Annotated in this window: 17 protein-coding genes; 6 read left to right on the top strand and 11 right to left on the bottom strand. The window is 60.4% G+C overall.

From position 1 onward, the window contains the following. The 7 genes from AC3WP4_RS19770 to AC3WP4_RS19740 form a co-directional block, all read right to left on the bottom strand. Complete coding sequence (locus AC3WP4_RS19770) at positions 1 to 804, bottom strand: ABC transporter ATP-binding protein (RefSeq protein WP_074872269.1); 804 nt, start codon at positions 802 to 804, stop codon at positions 1 to 3. After that, positions 801 to 1,949 (bottom strand): ABC transporter permease, encoded by a 1,149-nt coding sequence (locus AC3WP4_RS19765; protein WP_074872268.1) that lies wholly within the window; start codon positions 1,947 to 1,949, stop codon positions 801 to 803. The genes AC3WP4_RS19770 and AC3WP4_RS19765 overlap by 4 nt, the downstream gene beginning before the upstream one ends. A gap of 54 nt (positions 1,950 to 2,003) precedes the next feature. Beyond that, positions 2,004 to 3,032 carry a DUF5924 family protein gene (locus AC3WP4_RS19760; protein WP_074872266.1) on the bottom strand — a complete coding sequence of 343 codons (1,029 nt, stop codon included), beginning with the start codon at positions 3,030 to 3,032 and terminating at the stop codon, positions 2,004 to 2,006. A 237-nt stretch (positions 3,033 to 3,269) separates the two neighbouring features. Then, the gene (locus AC3WP4_RS19755) at positions 3,270 to 4,646 is read right to left on the bottom strand and encodes a M16 family metallopeptidase (protein WP_102615787.1); all 1,377 of its coding nucleotides are present in this window, start codon (positions 4,644 to 4,646) and stop codon (positions 3,270 to 3,272) included. Positions 4,647 to 4,841: 195 nt separating this feature from the next. Then, on the bottom strand, positions 4,842 to 6,500 hold the full coding sequence (locus AC3WP4_RS19750; RefSeq protein ID WP_074872263.1) for a Na/Pi cotransporter family protein: 1,659 nt from the start codon (positions 6,498 to 6,500) through the stop codon (positions 4,842 to 4,844). A gap of 213 nt (positions 6,501 to 6,713) precedes the next feature. Further along, positions 6,714 to 7,481 carry a TerC family protein gene (locus tag AC3WP4_RS19745; protein ID WP_076029159.1) on the bottom strand — a complete coding sequence of 256 codons (768 nt, stop codon included), beginning with the start codon at positions 7,479 to 7,481 and terminating at the stop codon, positions 6,714 to 6,716. An 85-nt stretch (positions 7,482 to 7,566) separates the two neighbouring features. Continuing rightward, entirely contained in the window at positions 7,567 to 8,874 is a 1,308-nt protein-coding gene (locus AC3WP4_RS19740; RefSeq protein ID WP_074872260.1) for a CitMHS family transporter, read from the bottom strand. Positions 8,875 to 9,193: 319 nt separating this feature from the next. Here AC3WP4_RS19740 and AC3WP4_RS19735 point away from each other — a divergent pair, with 319 nt between their 5' ends. After that, complete coding sequence (locus AC3WP4_RS19735) at positions 9,194 to 9,595, top strand: GFA family protein (protein WP_074872258.1); 402 nt, start codon at positions 9,194 to 9,196, stop codon at positions 9,593 to 9,595. A gap of 5 nt (positions 9,596 to 9,600) precedes the next feature. Here the strand turns inward: AC3WP4_RS19735 and AC3WP4_RS19730 are convergent, their stop codons facing one another. Further along, on the bottom strand, positions 9,601 to 9,927 hold the full coding sequence (locus AC3WP4_RS19730) for a DOPA 4,5-dioxygenase family protein (protein WP_074872256.1): 327 nt from the start codon (positions 9,925 to 9,927) through the stop codon (positions 9,601 to 9,603). Between the two features lie 82 nt (positions 9,928 to 10,009). Here AC3WP4_RS19730 and AC3WP4_RS19725 point away from each other — a divergent pair, with 82 nt between their 5' ends. Further along, positions 10,010 to 10,681, top strand: coding sequence for an NAD(P)-dependent oxidoreductase (locus tag AC3WP4_RS19725; RefSeq protein WP_074872254.1), 672 nt, complete (start codon positions 10,010 to 10,012; stop codon positions 10,679 to 10,681). On the opposite strand, the gene AC3WP4_RS19720 is transcribed toward AC3WP4_RS19725, so the two are convergent. After that, on the bottom strand, positions 10,668 to 11,618 hold the full coding sequence (locus AC3WP4_RS19720) for a choline sulfate utilization transcriptional regulator (RefSeq protein WP_074872252.1): 951 nt from the start codon (positions 11,616 to 11,618) through the stop codon (positions 10,668 to 10,670). The genes AC3WP4_RS19725 and AC3WP4_RS19720 overlap by 14 nt on opposite strands. 114 nt (positions 11,619 to 11,732) lie before the next feature. Between AC3WP4_RS19720 and betC the strand changes: the two genes are divergently transcribed. The 3 genes from betC (at position 11,733) to AC3WP4_RS19705 (ending at position 15,924) form a co-directional block, all read left to right on the top strand. Beyond that, positions 11,733 to 13,247 (top strand): choline-sulfatase, encoded by a 1,515-nt coding sequence (gene betC, locus AC3WP4_RS19715; protein WP_074872250.1) that lies wholly within the window; start codon positions 11,733 to 11,735, stop codon positions 13,245 to 13,247. Positions 13,248 to 13,263: 16 nt separating this feature from the next. Then, positions 13,264 to 14,184, top strand: a complete 921-nt coding sequence (gene choX / locus AC3WP4_RS19710; RefSeq protein WP_076029164.1) for a choline ABC transporter substrate-binding protein — start codon at positions 13,264 to 13,266, stop codon at positions 14,182 to 14,184. A 171-nt stretch (positions 14,185 to 14,355) separates the two neighbouring features. Beyond that, positions 14,356 to 15,924 carry a SulP family inorganic anion transporter gene (locus AC3WP4_RS19705; protein WP_102615786.1) on the top strand — a complete coding sequence of 523 codons (1,569 nt, stop codon included), beginning with the start codon at positions 14,356 to 14,358 and terminating at the stop codon, positions 15,922 to 15,924. 89 nt (positions 15,925 to 16,013) lie between these two features. On the opposite strand, the gene aroE is transcribed toward AC3WP4_RS19705, so the two are convergent. Continuing rightward, positions 16,014 to 16,835: a shikimate dehydrogenase gene (gene aroE / locus AC3WP4_RS19700; protein WP_102616802.1), complete on the bottom strand. Its 822-nt coding sequence runs from the start codon at positions 16,833 to 16,835 to the stop codon at positions 16,014 to 16,016. 13 nt (positions 16,836 to 16,848) lie between these two features. Beyond that, positions 16,849 to 17,763 carry an oxygen-dependent coproporphyrinogen oxidase gene (gene hemF / locus AC3WP4_RS19695; protein WP_102616801.1) on the bottom strand — a complete coding sequence of 305 codons (915 nt, stop codon included), beginning with the start codon at positions 17,761 to 17,763 and terminating at the stop codon, positions 16,849 to 16,851. A gap of 178 nt (positions 17,764 to 17,941) precedes the next feature. Between hemF and AC3WP4_RS19690 the strand changes: the two genes are divergently transcribed. Continuing rightward, positions 17,942 to 18,919, top strand: a complete 978-nt coding sequence (locus tag AC3WP4_RS19690) for an NADPH:quinone reductase (RefSeq protein ID WP_102616800.1) — start codon at positions 17,942 to 17,944, stop codon at positions 18,917 to 18,919. Positions 18,920 to 19,019 lie beyond the last annotated feature (100 nt).

The raw sequence follows: 19,019 nt of genomic DNA, 5'->3' as shown, positions 1-19,019 counted from the left end.
TCAGACCTCCTTGAGCTGTTGAGCGGCAGTCAGTGCCGCGCGGCCGCGAGGGCCATGGAAGTATTCGTGAATCCACGGATCGTCGGTTTCCGAGACCTTGTCGATGGCGTCCGCCACCAGCACTTTCTTCTGCGCCAGCACCGCCACGCGGTCGGTGATGGTGTAGAGCGTGTCGAGGTCGTGGGTCACCAGAAACACACTCAGGCCCAACGCATCGCGCAGGGTCAGGATCAATTGATCGAACGCAGCCGCGCCAATCGGATCGAGGCCGGCAGTGGGTTCGTCGAGAAACAGGATGTCCGGGTCCAGCGCCAGCGCGCGGGCCAGTGCCGCACGCTTGATCATGCCGCCGGACAGCGAAGCGGGGTACTTGTCGGCCGCCGACAGCGGCAGACCGGCCAAGGCCATTTTCACTGCCGCCAGGTGCTCGGCGTCCTCTCGGCTCAAACCGGCGTGCTCGATCAGGGGCAGGGCGACGTTCTCGGTCACGGTCAGCGAAGAGAACAGGGCGCCTTTCTGGAACAGCACGCCAAAGCGTCGTTCGACCATCGAGCGTTCGTGTTCAGGCAGCGTCGGCAGGTTTTTGCCGAAGACTTTCACCATCCCTTCGCTGGGCTGGCGCAAGCCGACGATGCTGCGCAACAGCACTGACTTGCCGCTGCCGGAACCGCCGACCACCGCCAGGATTTCGCCCTTGTGCAAATCCAGATCGAGGTTCTCGTGCACGCTCTGACGGCCGAAGCGATTACACAGACCACGGACTTCGATCACCGCCTCGGAGGGCGCTCGGGTTAGACGACTCACCAGCCCATCTCCATGAAAAACAGCGCAGCCACGGCGTCGAGCACGATCACCACGAAAATAGACTGGACCACGCTCGACGTGGTGTGCGCGCCGACGGACTCGGCACTGCCGCTGACCTTGAAGCCTTCAAGACAGCCGATGGCGGCGATCAGAAACGCGAAGATCGGCGCTTTGACCATCCCCACCAGAAAGTGCTGAACACCGATGTCGGTTTGCAGCAATGACAGGAACATCGCCGGTGAGATATCCAGCGAAAGCGCGCAGACCACGCCGCCGCCGATGATCCCCGACAACATCGCCAGAAAGGTCAGCATCGGCAGCGCGACCAGCAGGGCCAACACGCGCGGCACCACCAGCAGCTCCATCGGGTCGAGGCCCAGGGTGCGGATAGCGTCGATTTCTTCGTTGGCTTTCATCGAACCGATCTGCGCGGTGAAGGCACTGGCGGTGCGGCCGGCCATCAGGATCGCGGTCAGCAACACCCCGAATTCGCGCAGGAAGGAGAACGCCACCAGGTCCACGGTGAAAATACTCGCGCCGAAACTCGCCAGCACCGTCGCCCCGAGAAACGCCACCACGGCGCCCACCAGAAAGGTCAGCAGGGCGACGATGGGGGCGGCGTCGAGGCCGGTCTGTTCGATGTGCGCGACCATCGGCGTAACGCGCCAGCGTTTGGGGCGAAACAGGCCGCGAGCGATAGTTTCCAGAATCAGGCCGACAAAACCCAGCAGTTGCAGGGTGTCCTGCCAGACCGCGTCGACCGCACGGCCGATGCGGGTCAGCAGTTGAATGCCGACGTTGATTTCCGGTTCCTTGATCGGCACGCAGAAGTCGGTCAGCGAGCAATAGACGGTCTGCAACAACGCGCGGTCGGCCGAGGACAGTGTGCAATCGGGATGCTCGGCGGATCGACCCAAACGTTCGGAACCCAGCAACTCCACCAGCAGCGATGCGCCAGCGGTGTCGAGCGCGCCGAGGCCGTTGAGGTCGATGTGGGTGTTGTTGTCGTATTGGCCGCGGAGCTTTTCGCTCAGGCGGCTGAGATCGGTGTAATGGGCGAGCGTCCAGTCACCCGTGACCCGCAACAGGGCAGGGCTTTGCGAGGTGTCCAGTCGGGCACTGCCGGGCAATGTGCTGCTAGTCATAAGCTCCGTGCTTGTTCGGCTATTACGCAGATCTGACTAATAGCACGAACCGCGTTACTTTTCTTTGATGGGTGTGCTGTCCTTGACCTTGAAGCGCAGCACGCCAATCAACTGACCGTCCTCGGTCAGCACCCGGACCTGCCATTTGCCTGCGGGGTTGCCGGGGAAGTTCTGCTTGTGGGTCCAGGCGCGATAGCCTTCCTTGCGCCCTCCATTGATATCCAGAGGGATACGGTCGACTTCTTTACCGTTGAACATCCAGACGTGATAAATCCGTTCGGCCAGACCTCGCGGGGCGTTGATCGCGGTGTACGCGTACAGCCCACCCCCGCGAATCTGCTCGGCGCTGACTTCTTCCAGGCTCTTGCCGGGGGTGCGGTCCTGCATTTGGGTGCTGATCGCCACATCGGTCATCCACAGGGTCGCCGGCGGAACCCAGGAGCGCAGCACCCAACCGGCGGCGCCGATGCCGACGGTGATGCTGAGAATCGCCAACGCATTGCGCACCGTGCGAATCGGGAAGATCGAGGCCAGGCTCGGGAACGACAGCAACATGGCAATGCCCAGCGCCAGCTTGAAGCTCTGGGCGGTGGTGAGGTGCAAAATGACGGGCAGGGCGGTCAGCAGGGCCGCGAACAGGGTCAGGGTGTGCAGCGCCAGGAACGCCCAGCGGCGCGGTGCCAGCCATTTGTAGTAGAGCGGGTCGATGATCGAAATCAGCGCCGCCATGCTCAGTAATCCAGTGAAGAACAACTGGCCGCTGTTCCAGGTGGTGGTGATCAAAAAGAACGGCAGGACGAAGAACAGGCTTTCCTGATGGATCATCTGCGTTGCATAACGCAGCAATGGCTGGGGTATTTCGCGCTTGAAGACCCTGGCGAACAGCTTGGTGAGGCTGTTTTCCAGCATCAGCCAGACCCAGCTGACCAGCATGATGGTGGTGATCCAGGTCGCCAGCCCCTGTTGGCGATCCACCAGCATGAAGCTGCCGACCCCTGAAATGAACCCACCGAGCGCAATGGCCCCCGGGTAGCGCTTCATCAGCTCCAGGATGCGCTGGACGTATAGGGTCAGATTAGGCATTCGGCGGTTCACAATAGTCGTGGGAAAAATCCTCGACAGGGTAACCGCCGAGAGGGCGGCGTGGCGAGGGGCTACGTCCGATTGCCCCATACAGCATTGTGGCGAGGGAGCTTGCTCCCGCTGGGGTGCGAAGCGCCCCCAAAACTAATCGACGCGTATTTTCAGGCCGGTCTAGGATGCCGATTTACGACTGCTGCGCAGCCGAGCGGGAGCAAGCTCCCTCGCCACAGGGAATACTCACTTTCGGCGATGGACGCGCCAAGCCAACAGACTGAGTACAAGCAAACCGAACACCCCGGCAATCACCCACACAAACTGATCATCACTGATCAACGGCTGTTCGATGCGCAGGTAGCCCGGCTGCATCAGCAATTCACGCATGGCCTTGTTTGCTTCTTCCAGCGTCACCCCTTGGAGTTCCTTGGCCGGGTTGGCGAAGCGGCCATTCTCATAGTCCCCAAGGGCACTCCAGTAATAATCGGCCAGCGCGCTGTTGCCTTGCACGGCCCAGGCCTGGCGGGCGATGGCGGCCTGCTTGATGCGGTTGAAAGTGTCGGCATTCAGACCGTCCCTGAGCAACCCGGCCTTCAAATCATCCAGCACCCGTTTGGCTTGGGGCACGTCGTCGCGCTCAAGGTCCGCGTTCAGGCTCATGAAGCCCACACCGCCAAACACCTCGCGCTCGGCCGAAGGCCCGTAGGACAGGCCATGGGCCAGGCGCAATTGGCGGTAGAGCGCCCAGTCCAGATAATCCTTGAGCAAGTCGAAGGTTTGGTCGTGCTGATCTTCCAGCACCGGCTCTGGCACCAGCCAATGCAACTTGGCACTGCCGCCAACCAGACCGCGACTCAGGGTGCGTTCATGGGCAGCACTGGCCTGGATCGCCGGCAGGGGCAGGTGATCAGTCGGATCGACCGCTTCAAGCGCGCCATAAGACCGCTCCAGATAGGCCGGCAGCAACCGCTCAAGGTCGCCGACGACGATCAGGGTCATGTTGTTGGGCGCGTACCAGGCCTCGCGCACCTTTTCCAGCTGATCGCGGCTCAGGTGATCGACCTCAGGCCGCTCGGGGCATTTGAGGCCCAGTTCCACCGCCAGCTGATTACTCGCCGTGTGGCCAAGATCCTGGCGATCCAGCCAGCGTTGCAGGTGCGTGTAATGGCCGCCGTCTTCACGCTCGACCACTTGTTTGGCGGCGTTGATGGCGTTGTCGTCGATTCGGGTCTGGGTCAGCAGCGCCAGCAGCAGGTCGAGGACCTTGCGCTGGTTTTTCGCCGGGGCTTCGATGACGAACGTCGTATCGGCATTGCTGGTGTAAGCGTTCCACTCTCCACCCAGGGCCTGCATGCGCTCTTCCAGCCCGCCTTCGCCGGTGGCGTCGATGCCGCTGAACAGCAAGTGCTCAAGCAGGTGCGGCAGCGCCTTTTCGGCGCAGCTGAAATCATCGATGCCGACGCCGACCACCAAACGAATCGCCACATGCCCGCGCTCGGTACCGGGCTTGAGCAGCAACTGCAGGCCGTTGGGCAGCGTGTAGCCCTCGACCTGAAAGCGATCCAGGGCAAATGAAGGGAATGAGCCAAGCAACAGACAAGCGAACAACAGACAACGCATAACAAGCTTCCAGGCAACCCATCGGAGATCCGTGTCGTCAGCCAGCCCGCCATCGCGAGCAGGCTCGCTCCCACAGTGGATCTCGGGTGAAATCGGAAAGTGTGTCCGACTCAGATCACCTGTGGGAGCGAGCCTGCTCGCGATGGCGGCCTTAATGCCGAATCAATGTTACTGACTGACCACTCTGCCAGACGTTCAAGGTGAATGTGTGATGTCAGCCAAATCGTCGACCGCCAGGGCTCCGGTGTCGGAAGTTTCCAGCACCACATAGGCGCTGCTGCAAAACAGCGAATTCAGACGTTTCATGTCGGCAATCAACTCAAGGTGCAACGAGCTGGTCTCGATACTCTGCATGATCTTACGTTGCAGTCGGCTGACGTGAGCATGGGCCAGGCGCCGTTCCTGTGCGCGAAAGCGCCGTTTCTCACGCAATAACTGGCGGGCACTTTCCTTATCGGCACTAAGGAACACCGACAACCCCAGGCGCAGGTTGGATATCAATTGACTGTGCAGCCCCGCCAACTCTTCCAGGCCAGCCTCGGAAAAAGACCGACGCTGCGAGGTTTTCTGCTGCTGAACCTTGCGCAGCATGCGTTCGATGAGGTCGCTGGCGAGTTTAAGGTTGATCGCCAGCTCGATGATTTCCGCCCAACGCCGGCTGTCCTGCTCGCTGAGGTCTTCGCGGGGCATTTGCGCCAGATACAGTTTGATCGCACCGTAGAGCGATTCCACATCATCGGTCAGGCGCCGCATTTCCTGGGTCACGGCGGTTTGTTTGCCGTGCAGCACGTCGAGCATGGCTTCGAGCATGTTGTCGATCAGGTCGCCGATGCGCAGGGTTTCCCGGGCGGCATTGGCCAGTGCCAGGCTGGGCGTAACCAGCGCTGTTGGATCAAGATGCCGCGGTTTGGCAGTACCGTTGATTTGCGGGCGCTCCGGCAGCACCCACGCACAGAATTTGGCCATCGGTCCGACGCTTGGCAGCAAGATCAGGCAACGCGTGGTGTTGTAGAGCAGGTGAAAGCCAATGACCATTTCCTGAGGGCTGAAGTCCAGGCTGTCGATCCAGTGCACCAACGGTTCAAGCACCGGAATGATCAGCAACAGGCCGATCAGTTTGTAGAGCAGGCTGCCCAACGCCACCTGGCGGCCGGCGGCGTTCTGCATGCTGGTGCTGAGGAAGGCAAGGATACCGCTGCCGATGTTGGCGCCGATCACCAGACCGATGGCCACGGGCAGACTGATCACCGCAGCACCGGCCAGGGTCGCGGTCAGCAGGACGGCGGCGAGGCTGGAGTAGGAAACCATCGCAAACAGCGCGCCGACCAGGGCATCGAGCAGGATGTCGCCGGTGAGCGAAGCGAAAATCACCTTCACGCCTTGGGCCTGGGTGATCGGCGCGGCAGCCTCGACGATCAGCTGCAGCGCCAGGATGATCAGCCCCAGGCCGATACTCACCCGGCCCATCTGTCCTGCCCGGGTCTGTTTGCGCGACAGGAAGAAAATCACCCCGAGAAAGATCAGCAGCGGCGACAGCCATGACAGGTCCAGGGTCAGCACCCGCGCCATCAGCGCGGTACCGACGTCGGCCCCGAGCATGGTCGCCAGGGCCGGGGTCAGCGCCATCAGGCCCTGACCGACAAAGGAAGTGACGAGCATGGCGGTGGCGTTGCTGCTCTGGACCATCGCTGTCACGACGATCCCCGAGATGAACGCCAGCCAGCGCTTGGACATGTTCCGCCCAATCACATGGCGCAGGTTGGAGCCGTAGACCCGCAGAATGCCGGTTCGGACGATATGCGTGCCCCAAATCAACAAGGCCACGGCGGATAACAAATTGAGCAGGGTGAGCATATAGACCCCCTGTGGTGGTAGCGCCCCAAAGGGGCAAGTTGACGGTGCGGCGTGTTCTTCTACGTTCTGTACTTAAGCTGTAGTTGGCTAACGGTCTGCGCGCCAGCATCGCACAGCTAAAGAAGCGATTGAAACAAAACTGTCATGAAAACAGCTTGATGCAGATATGAAAAAGGGACCCGAAGGTCCCTTTGTCATCACATGGCATTCGGGTTACTGCCCCGGAATGTCCTTGCGCAGCTTCACCGGATCCTGCTGTTTGCGCTTTCTCGCCATGGCGGTGCGCATCTTGATGTTGATCGCTTCCACCGCCAGCGAGAACGCCATGGCGAAGTAGACGTAGCCTTTTGGTACGTGAACGTCGAGGGATTCAGCAATCAGCACAGTACCGACAATCAACAGGAACGACAGCGCCAGCATCTTCAGCGACGGGTGCTTGTCGATGAACTCGCTGATGGTGCCGGAAGCCCACATCATCACCAGTACGGCCACGATGATCGCCGCGACCATGACCGGTACGTGGGACACCATGCCAACAGCGGTGATGACCGAGTCCAGCGAAAACACGATGTCGATGATTGCGATCTGAATGATGGTGTAGAGGAAGTTGCCGCCTTTGCCGCCCGGCTCCTCATTGGTTTCGTCTTCACCTTCCAGCGCGTGGTACATCTCTTGCGAGCTCTTCCACAGCAGGAACAGGCCACCGAAGAACAGGATCAGGTCACGCCCGGAAATCCCCTGGCCGAACACTTCGAACAAGTCGGCGGTAAGGCGCATGACCCAGGTGATCGACAGCAGCAACAGGATCCGCGTGATCATGGCCAGTGCCAGGCCGAAAATCCGGGTGCGCTGTTGCATGTGCTTGGGCATGCGGCTGACCAGGATCGAAATCATGATGATGTTATCGATACCCAGGACGATTTCCAGGGCGGTCAGGGTAAAGAAGGCAACCCAGATTTCAGGGTTGGTCAGCCATTCCATGTGTATTCCTTTGTGCGAGTGTTAAACCACGAAGGGCCCAGGCTTCAAACAACAAAGCCTGGACCCGTCATGGTGAGTCTTGGGCTTATAGAGTGCTGAACAGCGGAAAAATCCCCATCAGCAAGGCGGCGACCAGTATGCACATGCAAACCAGTACTGCCCACTTCAGGGTGAAACGCTGGTGATCACCGAAGTCGATACCGGCCAGGGCCACCAACAGGTAGGTCGATGGTACCAGCGGGCTCAGCAAGTGGACGGGCTGACCGACGATCGAGGCACGTGCCATTTCAACCGCGGTTATACCGTAATGGCTGGCGGCTTCCGCAAGTACCGGTAACACGCCGTAATAAAATGCATCATTCGACATGAAGAACGTGAACGGCATGCTCACCAGTGCAGTGATTACCGCCAGGTACGGGCCGAGAAAGTCCGGGATGACCGCCAACAGGCTTTTCGACATCGCATCGACCATGCCGGTGCCCGTCAGGATACCGGTGAAGATACCGGCCGCGAAGATCAAGCCGACCACCGCCAGCACGCTACCGGCGTGGGCCGCGACGCGGTCCTTCTGCTGTTGCAGGCACGGGTAGTTGACGATCATCGCGATACTGAACGCCACCATGAACAGCACCGGCAGCGGCAACAGACCGGCGACCAGGGTGCACATCAGGGCCAGGGTCAGGGCGCCGTTGAACCAGATCAACTTCGGACGACGGGCATCCGGGAATTGCGAAACGCTGATTTCACTGTGATCGATTTCCTCGCCCACCAAGTGCAGCTCACCCAGGCGCGCACGTTCACGCTTGCCATAGAAGTAGGCAATCACGAGGATGGCCAGCACCCCGAAAGCCATCGCCGGAATCATCGGTACGAAGATGTCGGACGGGTCCACGTGCAGCGCACTGGCCGCACGAGCGGTCGGGCCGCCCCAGGGCGTCATGTTCATCACGCCACCGGCGAGGATGATCAAGCCGGCCATGATCCGCGGGCTCATGCCGATACGGGCGTAGAGCGGCAGCATGGCGGCCACGCAGATCATATAAGTGGTCGCGCCGTCCCCATCGAGGGAGACGACGAGCGCCAGTACGGCGGTGCCGACCGAAACTTTCAACGGGTCGCCCTTGACCAGTTTGAGGATCTTGCGCACGGCCGGGTCGAACAGGCCGGAATCGATCATCAGGGCGAAGTACAGAATGGCGAACATCAGCATCACACCGGTCGGTGCGAGCTTGGTGATGCCTTCGAGCATCATCGGGCCGATCTTCGGCGCAAAACCACCGAACAGAGCGAACAGGATCGGGATGATGATCAGAGCGATCAGCGCGGACAGGCGCTTGGTCATGATCAGGAACATGAACGTGATGACCATGGCAAAGCCAAGGAAAGTCAGCATGGGAATACTCCAGGCATAGCGCGGCTAGGGAATGGGCGAACCGGGTGGCTCAGCGCAGAACGGGAAGCACAAGGCGTATGGGTGGAGTGACAGCGAAGTGGCGGGTTGCAAAGGACATCAGGATCACCATTGTTGTTGTTAAATGGGCTGTGCGAGCGATAAAACACTGGCATTGGCCGACCGGTCTGTTGCCGGTAGTGGGGGCGATCCTAATCGGGGAAGCTTTCACCCAGCTTTCGCGGATGAAAGCATTGACCAGATGTGCAACCGGTCGTCGGGCGGGTTCAAAGTCCCTGAATACGGGGCAGGAGGACAAAACATGGGCGAAGTTCATACGGGCGGCTGCCACTGCGGACATCTGCGCTATCAATTCAGCGGGCCTTTGCGCGACATCGCCCATTGTCATTGTTCGATTTGTCGGCGGGTCAGCGGCGGGATCGTGACCACCTGGATCACCGTGCCTGCGTCAGCCTTTGAATGGGTGAAAGGAACGCCAGCGCAGTACGACTCTTCAACAACCTGCGTACGGTATTTCTGCGGCAACTGTGGGGCGCAGCTGGCGCTGGTCACCGACCTGAGCCCGGACAGCATCGACGTGACCATCGCCACCCTCGATCATCCCGAGCACGCACCCGCCCAAAGGCATATCTGGACTGACAACCGACTGCCCTGGCTGCACCTGGATGAACATTTGCCCGGCGAAGCCGAGGAACAGTTGTAAACTGATCAAAAAATAGACAGATCCAGTGGCCGAATCGCGCCCATCCAGATCGCGTGCTCAGTGTGGTCGAGCAGATCGTCGCCGGTGTCCGGGTGCAGGAACACCACCAAACCCTTGCGGTTGAGCGCAAGCCAGGGCAGCACGTCGCCGATGTATTGCGGCTCGAACGCCAACTGGCAGCTCCAGTCGGGGTGCGGGCCCACCGGGCGTTCATGGACGCGCCCCATCTTCACTGGAAACAATTGCGCTGCCTCCTCACACAAGGCTCGCGCCTGAGCAAGGGTGTTGGCGTCGAAGTAGACATGGGCGTGGTAGCCCTTGATCTGCTGCATTTGAAACCCTCTGAACCGAGGCGAACCGGCGTTGTTGCCCACAGGTCACACGCCATAGAGATAGAAAGAGCGGAGCACGGCCATGAAAAATGCCGAAACCCCCGTAGTGAAAGTAGTGCTTTATGGTGCCATGAGTAGCCTGGGCAGTGCGCTGATGGCTGAAATGCTGCGGCGCCAACATGAAGTGATCGCCATTCTTGATGACCTGACAGCGCTCGCGCCGCGCCCGGGATTGCGCACCAAGACCGGTGATTTGTTCGACGCCAAGCGGGTCAAGCAGAGCGTCGCCGGATGTTCTGCGGTGATCTGCCTGCTGGATGCACCCGGATTGCCGATGAGCAGCGAGCACGTGGAAAAATCCATTGTGCCCGGCCCGGTCGAGCAAGTGCTCGCGGTGGACGCTCTGATCGATGGCATGCAGGCCTCAGGGATTGCCCGGCTGTTTCTGGTCGGTGATTTCGAGGCACTGGACGATCCGGAGATAGAAGATCGACTGCAACGCCACGCCGCCGAAGAAATCCGCGAGGCCCTGCAAAGCAGCACCTTGCACTGGACGCTGGTGAATGCGCCGCGCGGGGTGCCAGGGCTGACCATCGAGCATTTCAGCCACGTCAGCCGCAGCCTGGAGCCGGGCCTCGCCGAGCCGCTTGAACGGCTGAGCCGGGTGGCGGTGGGGATTGCCGATGAATTGCGGTTGAACCTGCATGTCGGCGAACACGTGACCTTTGTCGCGACCGAGGCTATACAGCAATAGACGGCAACGGTAAGCCATTGAGCGATTGCGCACTACTGGCCTGCTCGGCCATCAGCCAGTCCACGAACTGTTGAATCAGCGCACCACGCCGTTTCCGCTGGGGCAGGACCACGTAATAGCCGAGTTTGGAGATCACTGTTTCCGCGATCGGTCGGCACAACAAACCTTGCGCCAGCAAGTTATCCACAAGGTGCCGCCACCCAATCGCCACCCCTTGGCCGCCAATCGCGGCCTGGATCAGTAGCGTGTAATTGTCGAAGCGCAATTGCCCGGGCGCAGGTGCCGAAGCGATCCCCAACTCGCGAAACACGCCGCTCCAGTCGAACCAGTTGCTGCTGTTCTCGCCTCGAAGGTGCAGCAGCGGGAACTCGAGCAATGATTGGCAGGGCAAGGGCAGCGGACGATCCTTTAACAGCAGCGGGCTGCACACCGGAAACACTTCTTCGCTGAACAGCCAATGGCTTTCGCCCTGCTTGAATCGGCCATCCCCAAACAACACCGCCACATCGATATCGGTGCGCAGCATATTAAGGCTGCGTTCGCTGGTCACCAGGCTGACGTCCACCTGAGGATTGGCGGCATGGAAGCGGTGCAGGCGCGGCATCAGCCAATACGCGGCGAAGGCGAAATCGGTGGCGACCTGCAACACTTCATGTTGGTGCTGTGTGCTGATTGCGCTCAATCCTGCATCGATATTCTGCAATCCGAGCTGAACCTGCTCAAACAGGATGGTCCCGGCCTCGGTCAGTTCGATGCCGCGATAGATCCGGTCAAACAGCCGCGTCCCGAGTTGCTCTTCCAACCGTTTGATCTGCTGGCTGATGGCCGGTTGCGTGGTGCCGAGCTCCACCGCGGCCGCCGTGAAGCTGCGTTGACGGGCCGCCGCTTCAAAGGCGCGAAGCAAATCCAGAGACAAATCACCAAGGGCGTCATACATAAGCTGTGCTTATCCTAGTCATTGCCGTGCATGGGCTTTACCACAAATTGCTTGGGCTACATGCTCGATCGCAGCACTTTCGCATAAATATTCACTATGGAATGCCGCGATCACATGAAGCGCAAGAATATTCTTTTCATCATGGCCGATCAGATGGCCGCGCCAATGTTGCCGTTCTACGGCCCTTCGCCCATCAAACTGCCGAATCTCAGCCGCCTCGCCGCCGAAGGCGTGGTATTCGACGCCGCGTATTGCAACAGCCCACTGTGCGCGCCGTCGCGTTTTACCCTGGTCAGCGGTCAGTTACCGAGCAAGATCGGCGCCTACGACAACGCGGCCGATTTCCCCGCCGACGTACCGACTTATGCCCACTACTTGCGTCGACTCGGCTACCGCACCGCGCTGTCGGGCAAGATGCATTTCTGCGGACCGGATCAGTTGCATGGTTATGAAGAACGCCTGACCAGCGACATTTACCCGGCCGATTACGGTTGGTCTGTGAACTGGGACGAGCCAGACGTGCGTCCAACCTGGTTTCACAATATGTCATCGGTGTTGCAGGCCGGGCCGTGCGTACGCACCAATCAGTTGGATTTCGACGAAGAGGTGGTGTTCAAGGCCCAACAGTACCTGTTCGATCATATCCGCGAGGATGGCGATCAGCCGTTTTGCCTGACCGTTTCGATGACTCACCCACACGACCCGTACACCATTCCCAAGGCTTTCTGGGACCTGTACGACGATGCCGATATCCCGTTGCCCGAAACCCCGGCGCAGGCTGAACTGGATCCGCACTCCCAGCGTTTACTCAAGGTTTACGACCTGTGGGACAAACCGCTGCCTGTGGATAAGATTCGCGATGCGCGCCGTGCGTACTTCGGTGCGTGCAGCTATATAGACAGTAATGTCGGCAAGCTCCTGCAAACACTCGAGGAAACCGGCCTGATCGAGGACACCATCATCGTCTTCTCCGGCGACCATGGCGACATGCTCGGCGAGCGTGGGCTCTGGTACAAGATGCACTGGTTCGAAATGGCCGCCCGCGTGCCGCTGTTGATCAGTGCGCCAGGACAATTCGGGGCTGGCCGGGTCAGCGCGGCGGTCTCGACTGCCGATCTGTTGCCGACCTTCGTCGAACTGGCCGGTGGGTCGCTGGAGCCTGGGTTGCCGCTGGATGGCCGCTCGCTGGTCTCGCACCTGCAAGGGCAGGGTGGTCACGACGAGGTCTTCGGCGAGTACATGGCTGAAGGCACCATCAGCCCGCTGATGATGATTCGCCGTGGAAACTACAAATTCATCTACAGCGAAGACGACCCTTGCCTACTCTTCGACGTACACAACGATCCGCGCGAACTGGAAGAACTCAGCCAATCGCCACAACATCAGTCGCTTTTCGATGAATTTCTCGCCGAAGCCCGGGCCAAATGGGATATCCCGGCGATCCATCAACAGGTGCTCGCCAGCCAGCGGCGCCGACGTTTTGTCGCCGAGGCATTAACCATCGGCAAGTTGAAGAGCTGGGATCACCAGCCGCTGGTGGACGCCAGTCAGCAGTACATGCGCAACCACATCGACCTCGACGATCTGGAGCGTAAAGCACGTTATCCACAACCCTGCCAAAACCAATAATGTTAAGGGGAATGCCATGCGTAGGTTATCCACAGCAATGACGGTCGGGCTTCTGGCTCTGGGCAGTGCATCGGCGTATGCCGAGCAGAGTTGCGAGACGGTAAAAATGGCCGACCCTGGCTGGAGCGACATTGCCGCCACCAACGCCATCACCGGGTTTCTGCTGGACGGCATGGGTTACAAGGCCAAGGTCGACACGCTTGCAGTGCCGATCACCTTTGGCGGCTTGAAAGATGGCCAGGTCGACGTGTTTCTCGGTAACTGGATGCCGGCGCAACAGGGTTTCTACGACAAATTCGTGGCCACCGGCGATGTCACGCAACTGGCGAAGAACCTCGACGGCACCGAATTCACCCTCGCGGTCCCGGATTACGTCTGGGACGCGGGTGTGCGTAATTTTTCCGACCTGAACAAATACGCCGACAAGTTCGACAAGAAAATCTACGGCATTGGCTCCGGCGCTCCTGCCAACATCTCCTTGCAGGAAATCATCAAGAAGAACGACTTCGACATGGGCCAGTGGAAACTGGTCGAGTCCAGCGAGCAGGCAATGCTGGCCGAAGTGTCTCGCGCGGTGAAAAAACAGAAGTTCGTGACCTTCCTCGGCTGGACCCCGCACCCGATGAACGTGCAACTGAAGATGCATTACCTCAAAGGTGGCGAGAAGTACTTCGGCGACACCGGCAGCGTTTATACCCTGACCCGCAAAGGTTATGCACAGGCCTGCCCGAATGTCGGCAAACTGCTCACCAACCTGAGTTTCACCCAGGAAATGGAGAACAGCATCATGGCCGAGGTGGTGAACAAGAAGGTCAGCAACGCTGATGCGGCCAAGGCCTGGATCAAGGCGAATCCGGCGGTGCTGGATAAATGGCTGGATGGGGTGAAGACAGTGGATGGGAAGGATGCGTTGGGGGCCGTCAAAGCCAAACTCTGAATCCCTGCCGCCGATCGTTCCCACGCTCTGCGTGGGAATGCCGCAATGGACGCTCCGCGTCCGCTCGGTAATGTGACGCGGAGCGTCACGGGATGCATTCCCACGCGGAGCGTGGGAACGATCAACGGCTAGTCCTGCTACCCTTGCGCAAAATCCCACCCGAGAGGACCCATGGCCTTCCCCAGCCGCCATTCACTCTTCCCTTTCCTGACCTGGATGCCCCGGCAAACCCGCGCCAGTGTCGGTCGTGACCTGATTGTCGGCCTCAGCGGTGCGATTCTCGCGTTGCCGCAATCCATTGCCTACGCGCTAATCGCCGGCCTCCCACCTGAATACGGCCTGTACGCGGCGATTATTCCGGTGCTGATCGCCTGTCTCTGGGGTTCTTCGTGGCACTTGATCTGCGGTCCTACGGCGGCGATTTCTATCGTCCTGTACGCCAGCGTCAGTCCGCTGGCCGTTCCGGCGTCAGAGGACTACGTCACCCTGATCCTGTTGCTGACGCTGCTTGCCGGCATTTTCCAGTGGCTGCTCGGTTTGCTGCGCTTCGGCGCCTTGGTCAATTTCGTTTCGCACTCGGTGGTGCTGGGTTTTACCCTCGGCGCGGCGGTGGTGATTGCCATCGGTCAACTGCCGAATCTGCTGGGGTTGGAGTTACCCAACCAGGCCACAGCGCTGAACAGCTTGGTGACGCTCTTCAGTCACCTCGGCGAAGTGGACAAACCGTCGCTGATGCTGGGCCTGGCGACGGTCCTCGTCGGCGTCATCCTCAAATTGCTCCTGCCGCGCTGGCCGACGCTATTGATCACCCTGGTGCTGAGCGGATTGCTGGTCTGGCTTTGGCCATCGATGTTCGGCCATGTGCAATTGGTCAGCGCATTTGTCGGGCGGCTGCCGCCTTTCAGCCCGCTGCCGCTGGATCTGGAGCTGATTCTACGTTTGCTACCCAGTGCAGTGGCGGTGGGCATGCTCGGGCTGGTCACCAGCCTGTCGATTGCCCGATCCTTGTCGGCCCGCTCCCAGCAGTTGCTCGACGCCAACCAAGAAGTCCGCGCCCAGGGTTTATCGAACATGATCGGTGCGTTTTTTTCCGGATCGCTGTCAGCCGGTTCCTTCACCCGCTCCGGCCTGAGCTACGAAGCAGGCGCCTGCTCGCCGATGGCCGGGGTTTTTTCGGCGGTGTGGGTGGCGCTGTTCGCCATCTTCGGCGCGAATTTGATCGCGCACATTCCGATCCCGGCCATGGCCGGCAGCATTTTGTTGATCGCCTGGGGGCTGGTGGATCATCGCGGCATTCGCGCGTTGTTGCGGGTCAGTCGCGCCGAGTTCCTGGTCATGGCGCTGACCTGCGTCGCCACACTACTGCTGGAATTGCAGACCGCGATCTACGCCGGGGTGCTGGCTTCGCTGTTCTTCTACCTCAAACGCACCTCGCAACCGCGGGTGCAGCATTGGCAGGATGGGGATGAAGACATTCTGCGGGTGGGCGGCTCGATCTTTTTCGGCGCCAGCCATTACCTGCAAGTACGCCTGCAACGGATGCACGGCGCGCGCGTGGTGATCGAAGCGCAGCAGATCAACTTCATCGACTATTCAGGTGTGGAGATGCTGCACCAGGAAGCGCGGCGGCTATTGCGCCAGGATCGCAGCCTGACCCTGCGGCGCGCGCGACCGCAGGTGGTGGAGGAATTGAGGAAGCTGGAAGGGGCGGAGAACTGCCCGATTCGGTTTGAGGACTGATCTAAATCGGTGTCGCAGCCATCGCGAGCAGGCTCGCTCCCACAGGTTTTCGGTGATCCCCTGTGGGAGCGAGCCTGCTCGCGATGCTTTTAAAGGGCCAACTGCCGACGCAACTCGGCCAGCACCGGCGCCGTATCCGGGCGCACACCGCGCCACAGGAAGAAGGCTTCTGCCGCTTGTTCAGCGAGCATTCCCAACCCATCCATCGACACCGCCGCGCCATGTTCACTGGCCCAACGGCAGAACGAGGTCGGCTCCTTGCCATACATCATGTCGTAGCACACCGTTTTGCCCGGCTCGATCAAACTGCTCGCAATCGGCGGTACATCCCCTGACAGGCTGGCGGACGTCGCGTTGATGATCAGGTCCACCGATTCCTTCAACCAATCAAAACCACTGGCCGACACCGGCCCCAGGTCCGCGAATAATTCCGCTAACAGTTCGGCTTTTTCCACCGTGCGGTTGGCGATGATCACCGAGGCGGGTTGCTCGGCCAGCAGCGGCTCCAGCGCGCCGCGCACCGCGCCACCGGCACCAAGCAGCAGGATGCGTTTGCCCTTGAGGCTGAAACCGGCGTTGACCGTCAGGTCCCGCACCAGCCCGGCGCCATCGGTGTTGTCACCCAGCAGGCCGCCATCAGCGAGTTTGCTCAGGGTATTCACCGCACCGGCGCGTTGCGCCCGCGCCGTCAGACTGTTCGCCAGACGATAGGCTTCTTCCTTGAATGGCACTGTCACATTCGCCCCACGGCCTTCGAGGAAAAACGTCCGGGCGCAGGTGGAAAAATCGTCGAGGGGCGCCAGCAACGTGCTGTAGTCCAGTTTTTGACCCGTCTGCTCGGCGAACAAACGGTGGATCAGCGGCGACTTGCTGTGGCCAATCGGGTTACCGAATACGACGTAACGGTCCATCAGGATTCCTCGTTCAGGCCTTGGCCAACCAATCGCGGTCTTGCAGGAAGTACTCGGTCAGCCGTGCTTCTTCGGTGCCCGGCTCGGCTTTCCAATCGTAACTCCAGCGTACTTGCGGCGGCAGGGACATCAGGATCGACTCGGTGCGCCCGCCCGATTGCAGACCGAACAGCGTGCCACGATCGTAGACCAGGTTGAATTCAACGTAGCGCCCACGGCGGAATTCCTGGAACTCACGCTGTTTGGCGGTAAACGCATCGTTTTTGCGGCGCTGCACGATCGGCAGGTAAGCGTCGATGAACGCGTCACCGATGGCACGCATGAAGGCGAAACTGGTGTCGAAGTCCCACTCGTTCAAATCATCAAAGAACAGCCCGCCGATACCGCGTGGCTCGTGGCGATGCTTGATGTGGAAATAGCTGTCGCACCAGGCTTTGTAGCGCGAGTAGACGTCCGGACCGAACGGCGCGCAGGCCTGCTCGGCGACGCGGTGCCAATGCACGCAGTCTTCTTCATTGCCGTAGTAAGGGGTCAGGTCGAAGCCACCGCCAAACCACCACACCGGTTCTTCGCCTTCTTTTTCAGCGATGAAAAAGCGCACGTTGGCGTGGGACGTCGGCACATGCGGGTTGTGCGGGTGAATGACCAAAGACACGCCGAGGGCTTCGAAGCCACGGCCGGCCAGTTCTGGTCGATGGGCGCTGGCGGACGGTGGGAGGCCGCTGCCGAAGACGTGGGAAAAGTTGACGCCGCCCTTTTCGATGACCGCGCCGTTTTCGATCACCCGGGTGCGACCGCCACCGCCGGCAGGCCGGGTCCAGGCGTCTTCGACGAACTGCGTGCCGCCGTCTTCAGCTTCGAGGGCCGCGCAAATGCGGTCTTGCAGGTCGAGCAGGTAGGCTTTTACGGCCTCGGTGCGGGTCGTCATGTCATCACCTTGAATCGGGCAAAGCTACGCGGCGCTCCATGGGAGCGGGGCCGGCGCAAATGGGCGCGTAGCATAACATCGCAGATGGGCCTGCCGCAGTTGACGAAGATCAAGCATGGGAGTTCGATAGGGAGCTTCGCGCTACAACTCCAGTAGCCAAGACCTAAGGAGAGTTCTGATGGCTAAGCGTATCCAGTTCCGCGCCCATGGCGGCCCCGACGTACTCGAGCATGTCGATTACCAACCCGCCGAGCCCGGCCCGCAGCAGGTTCGCGTGACCAACAAGGCCATCGGCCTGAATTTCATCGACACCTATTACCGCAGCGGTCTCTATGCACCCCCAGCCCTGCCATCGGGTGTGGGCTCGGAAGGTGCAGGCGTGGTCGAGGCGGTGGGCAGTGAAGTCACCCGGTTCAAAGTGGGAGATCGCGTGGCGTACGGCAGCGGTCCGTTGGGCGCCTACAGCGATGTTCATGTGTTGCCGGAAGCCAATCTGGTGCATCTGCCGAACGCGATCAGCTTCGAACAGGCCGCCGGGGTCATGCTCAAGGGCCTGACCGTGCAGTACCTGCTGCGTCAGACCTATGAATTCAAGGGTGGCGAAACCATTCTGTTTCACGCCGCGGCCGGTGGCGTCGGCTCCCTGGCTTGCCAATGGGCCAAGGCCTTGGGCGTGAAGTTGATCGGCACGGTCAGCTCACCGGAAAAAGCCGCACTGGCCAAGGCCAACGGCGCTTGGGCGACCATCGATTACAGCCACGAAGACGTCGCACAACGCGTACTGGAATTGACTGACGGGAAAAAAGTCCCGGTGGTGTACGACGGCGTGGGCAAGGACACTTGGCTGACTTCGCTTGATAGCGCGGCGCCTCGCGGCATGGTGGTGAGCTTCGGCAATGCGTCGGGTGCGGTAGACGGGGTGAACCTGGGCATTCTGTCGGCGAAGGGTTCGCTGTACGTGACCCGCCCGACCCTGGCGACTTACGCCAACAATGCCGAGAACCTGCAGCGTATGGCGGATGAGCTGTTCGAGATGATCATCAGCGGCAAGCTGAACGTGGACATCAGCCAGAAGTACCCATTGGCCGAAGCGGCGAAGGCGCAGACCGAGTTGTCGGCGCGACGTACGACTGGCTCGACTGTTTTGTTGCCCTGAGGACGCCATCGCGAGCAGGCTCGCTTGTATGGTAGGACTTGAAGGGAGGAGGAGGGACAAGGCTCGATTCTGACTGTTGACGCAGTACAGACCGTGGGAG

It is taken from the genome of Pseudomonas sp. FW305-20 (assembly GCF_058788075.1).
Note: the sequence above shows the minus strand (reverse complement) of the source record. Positions and strands in the feature narration are given on the sequence as shown.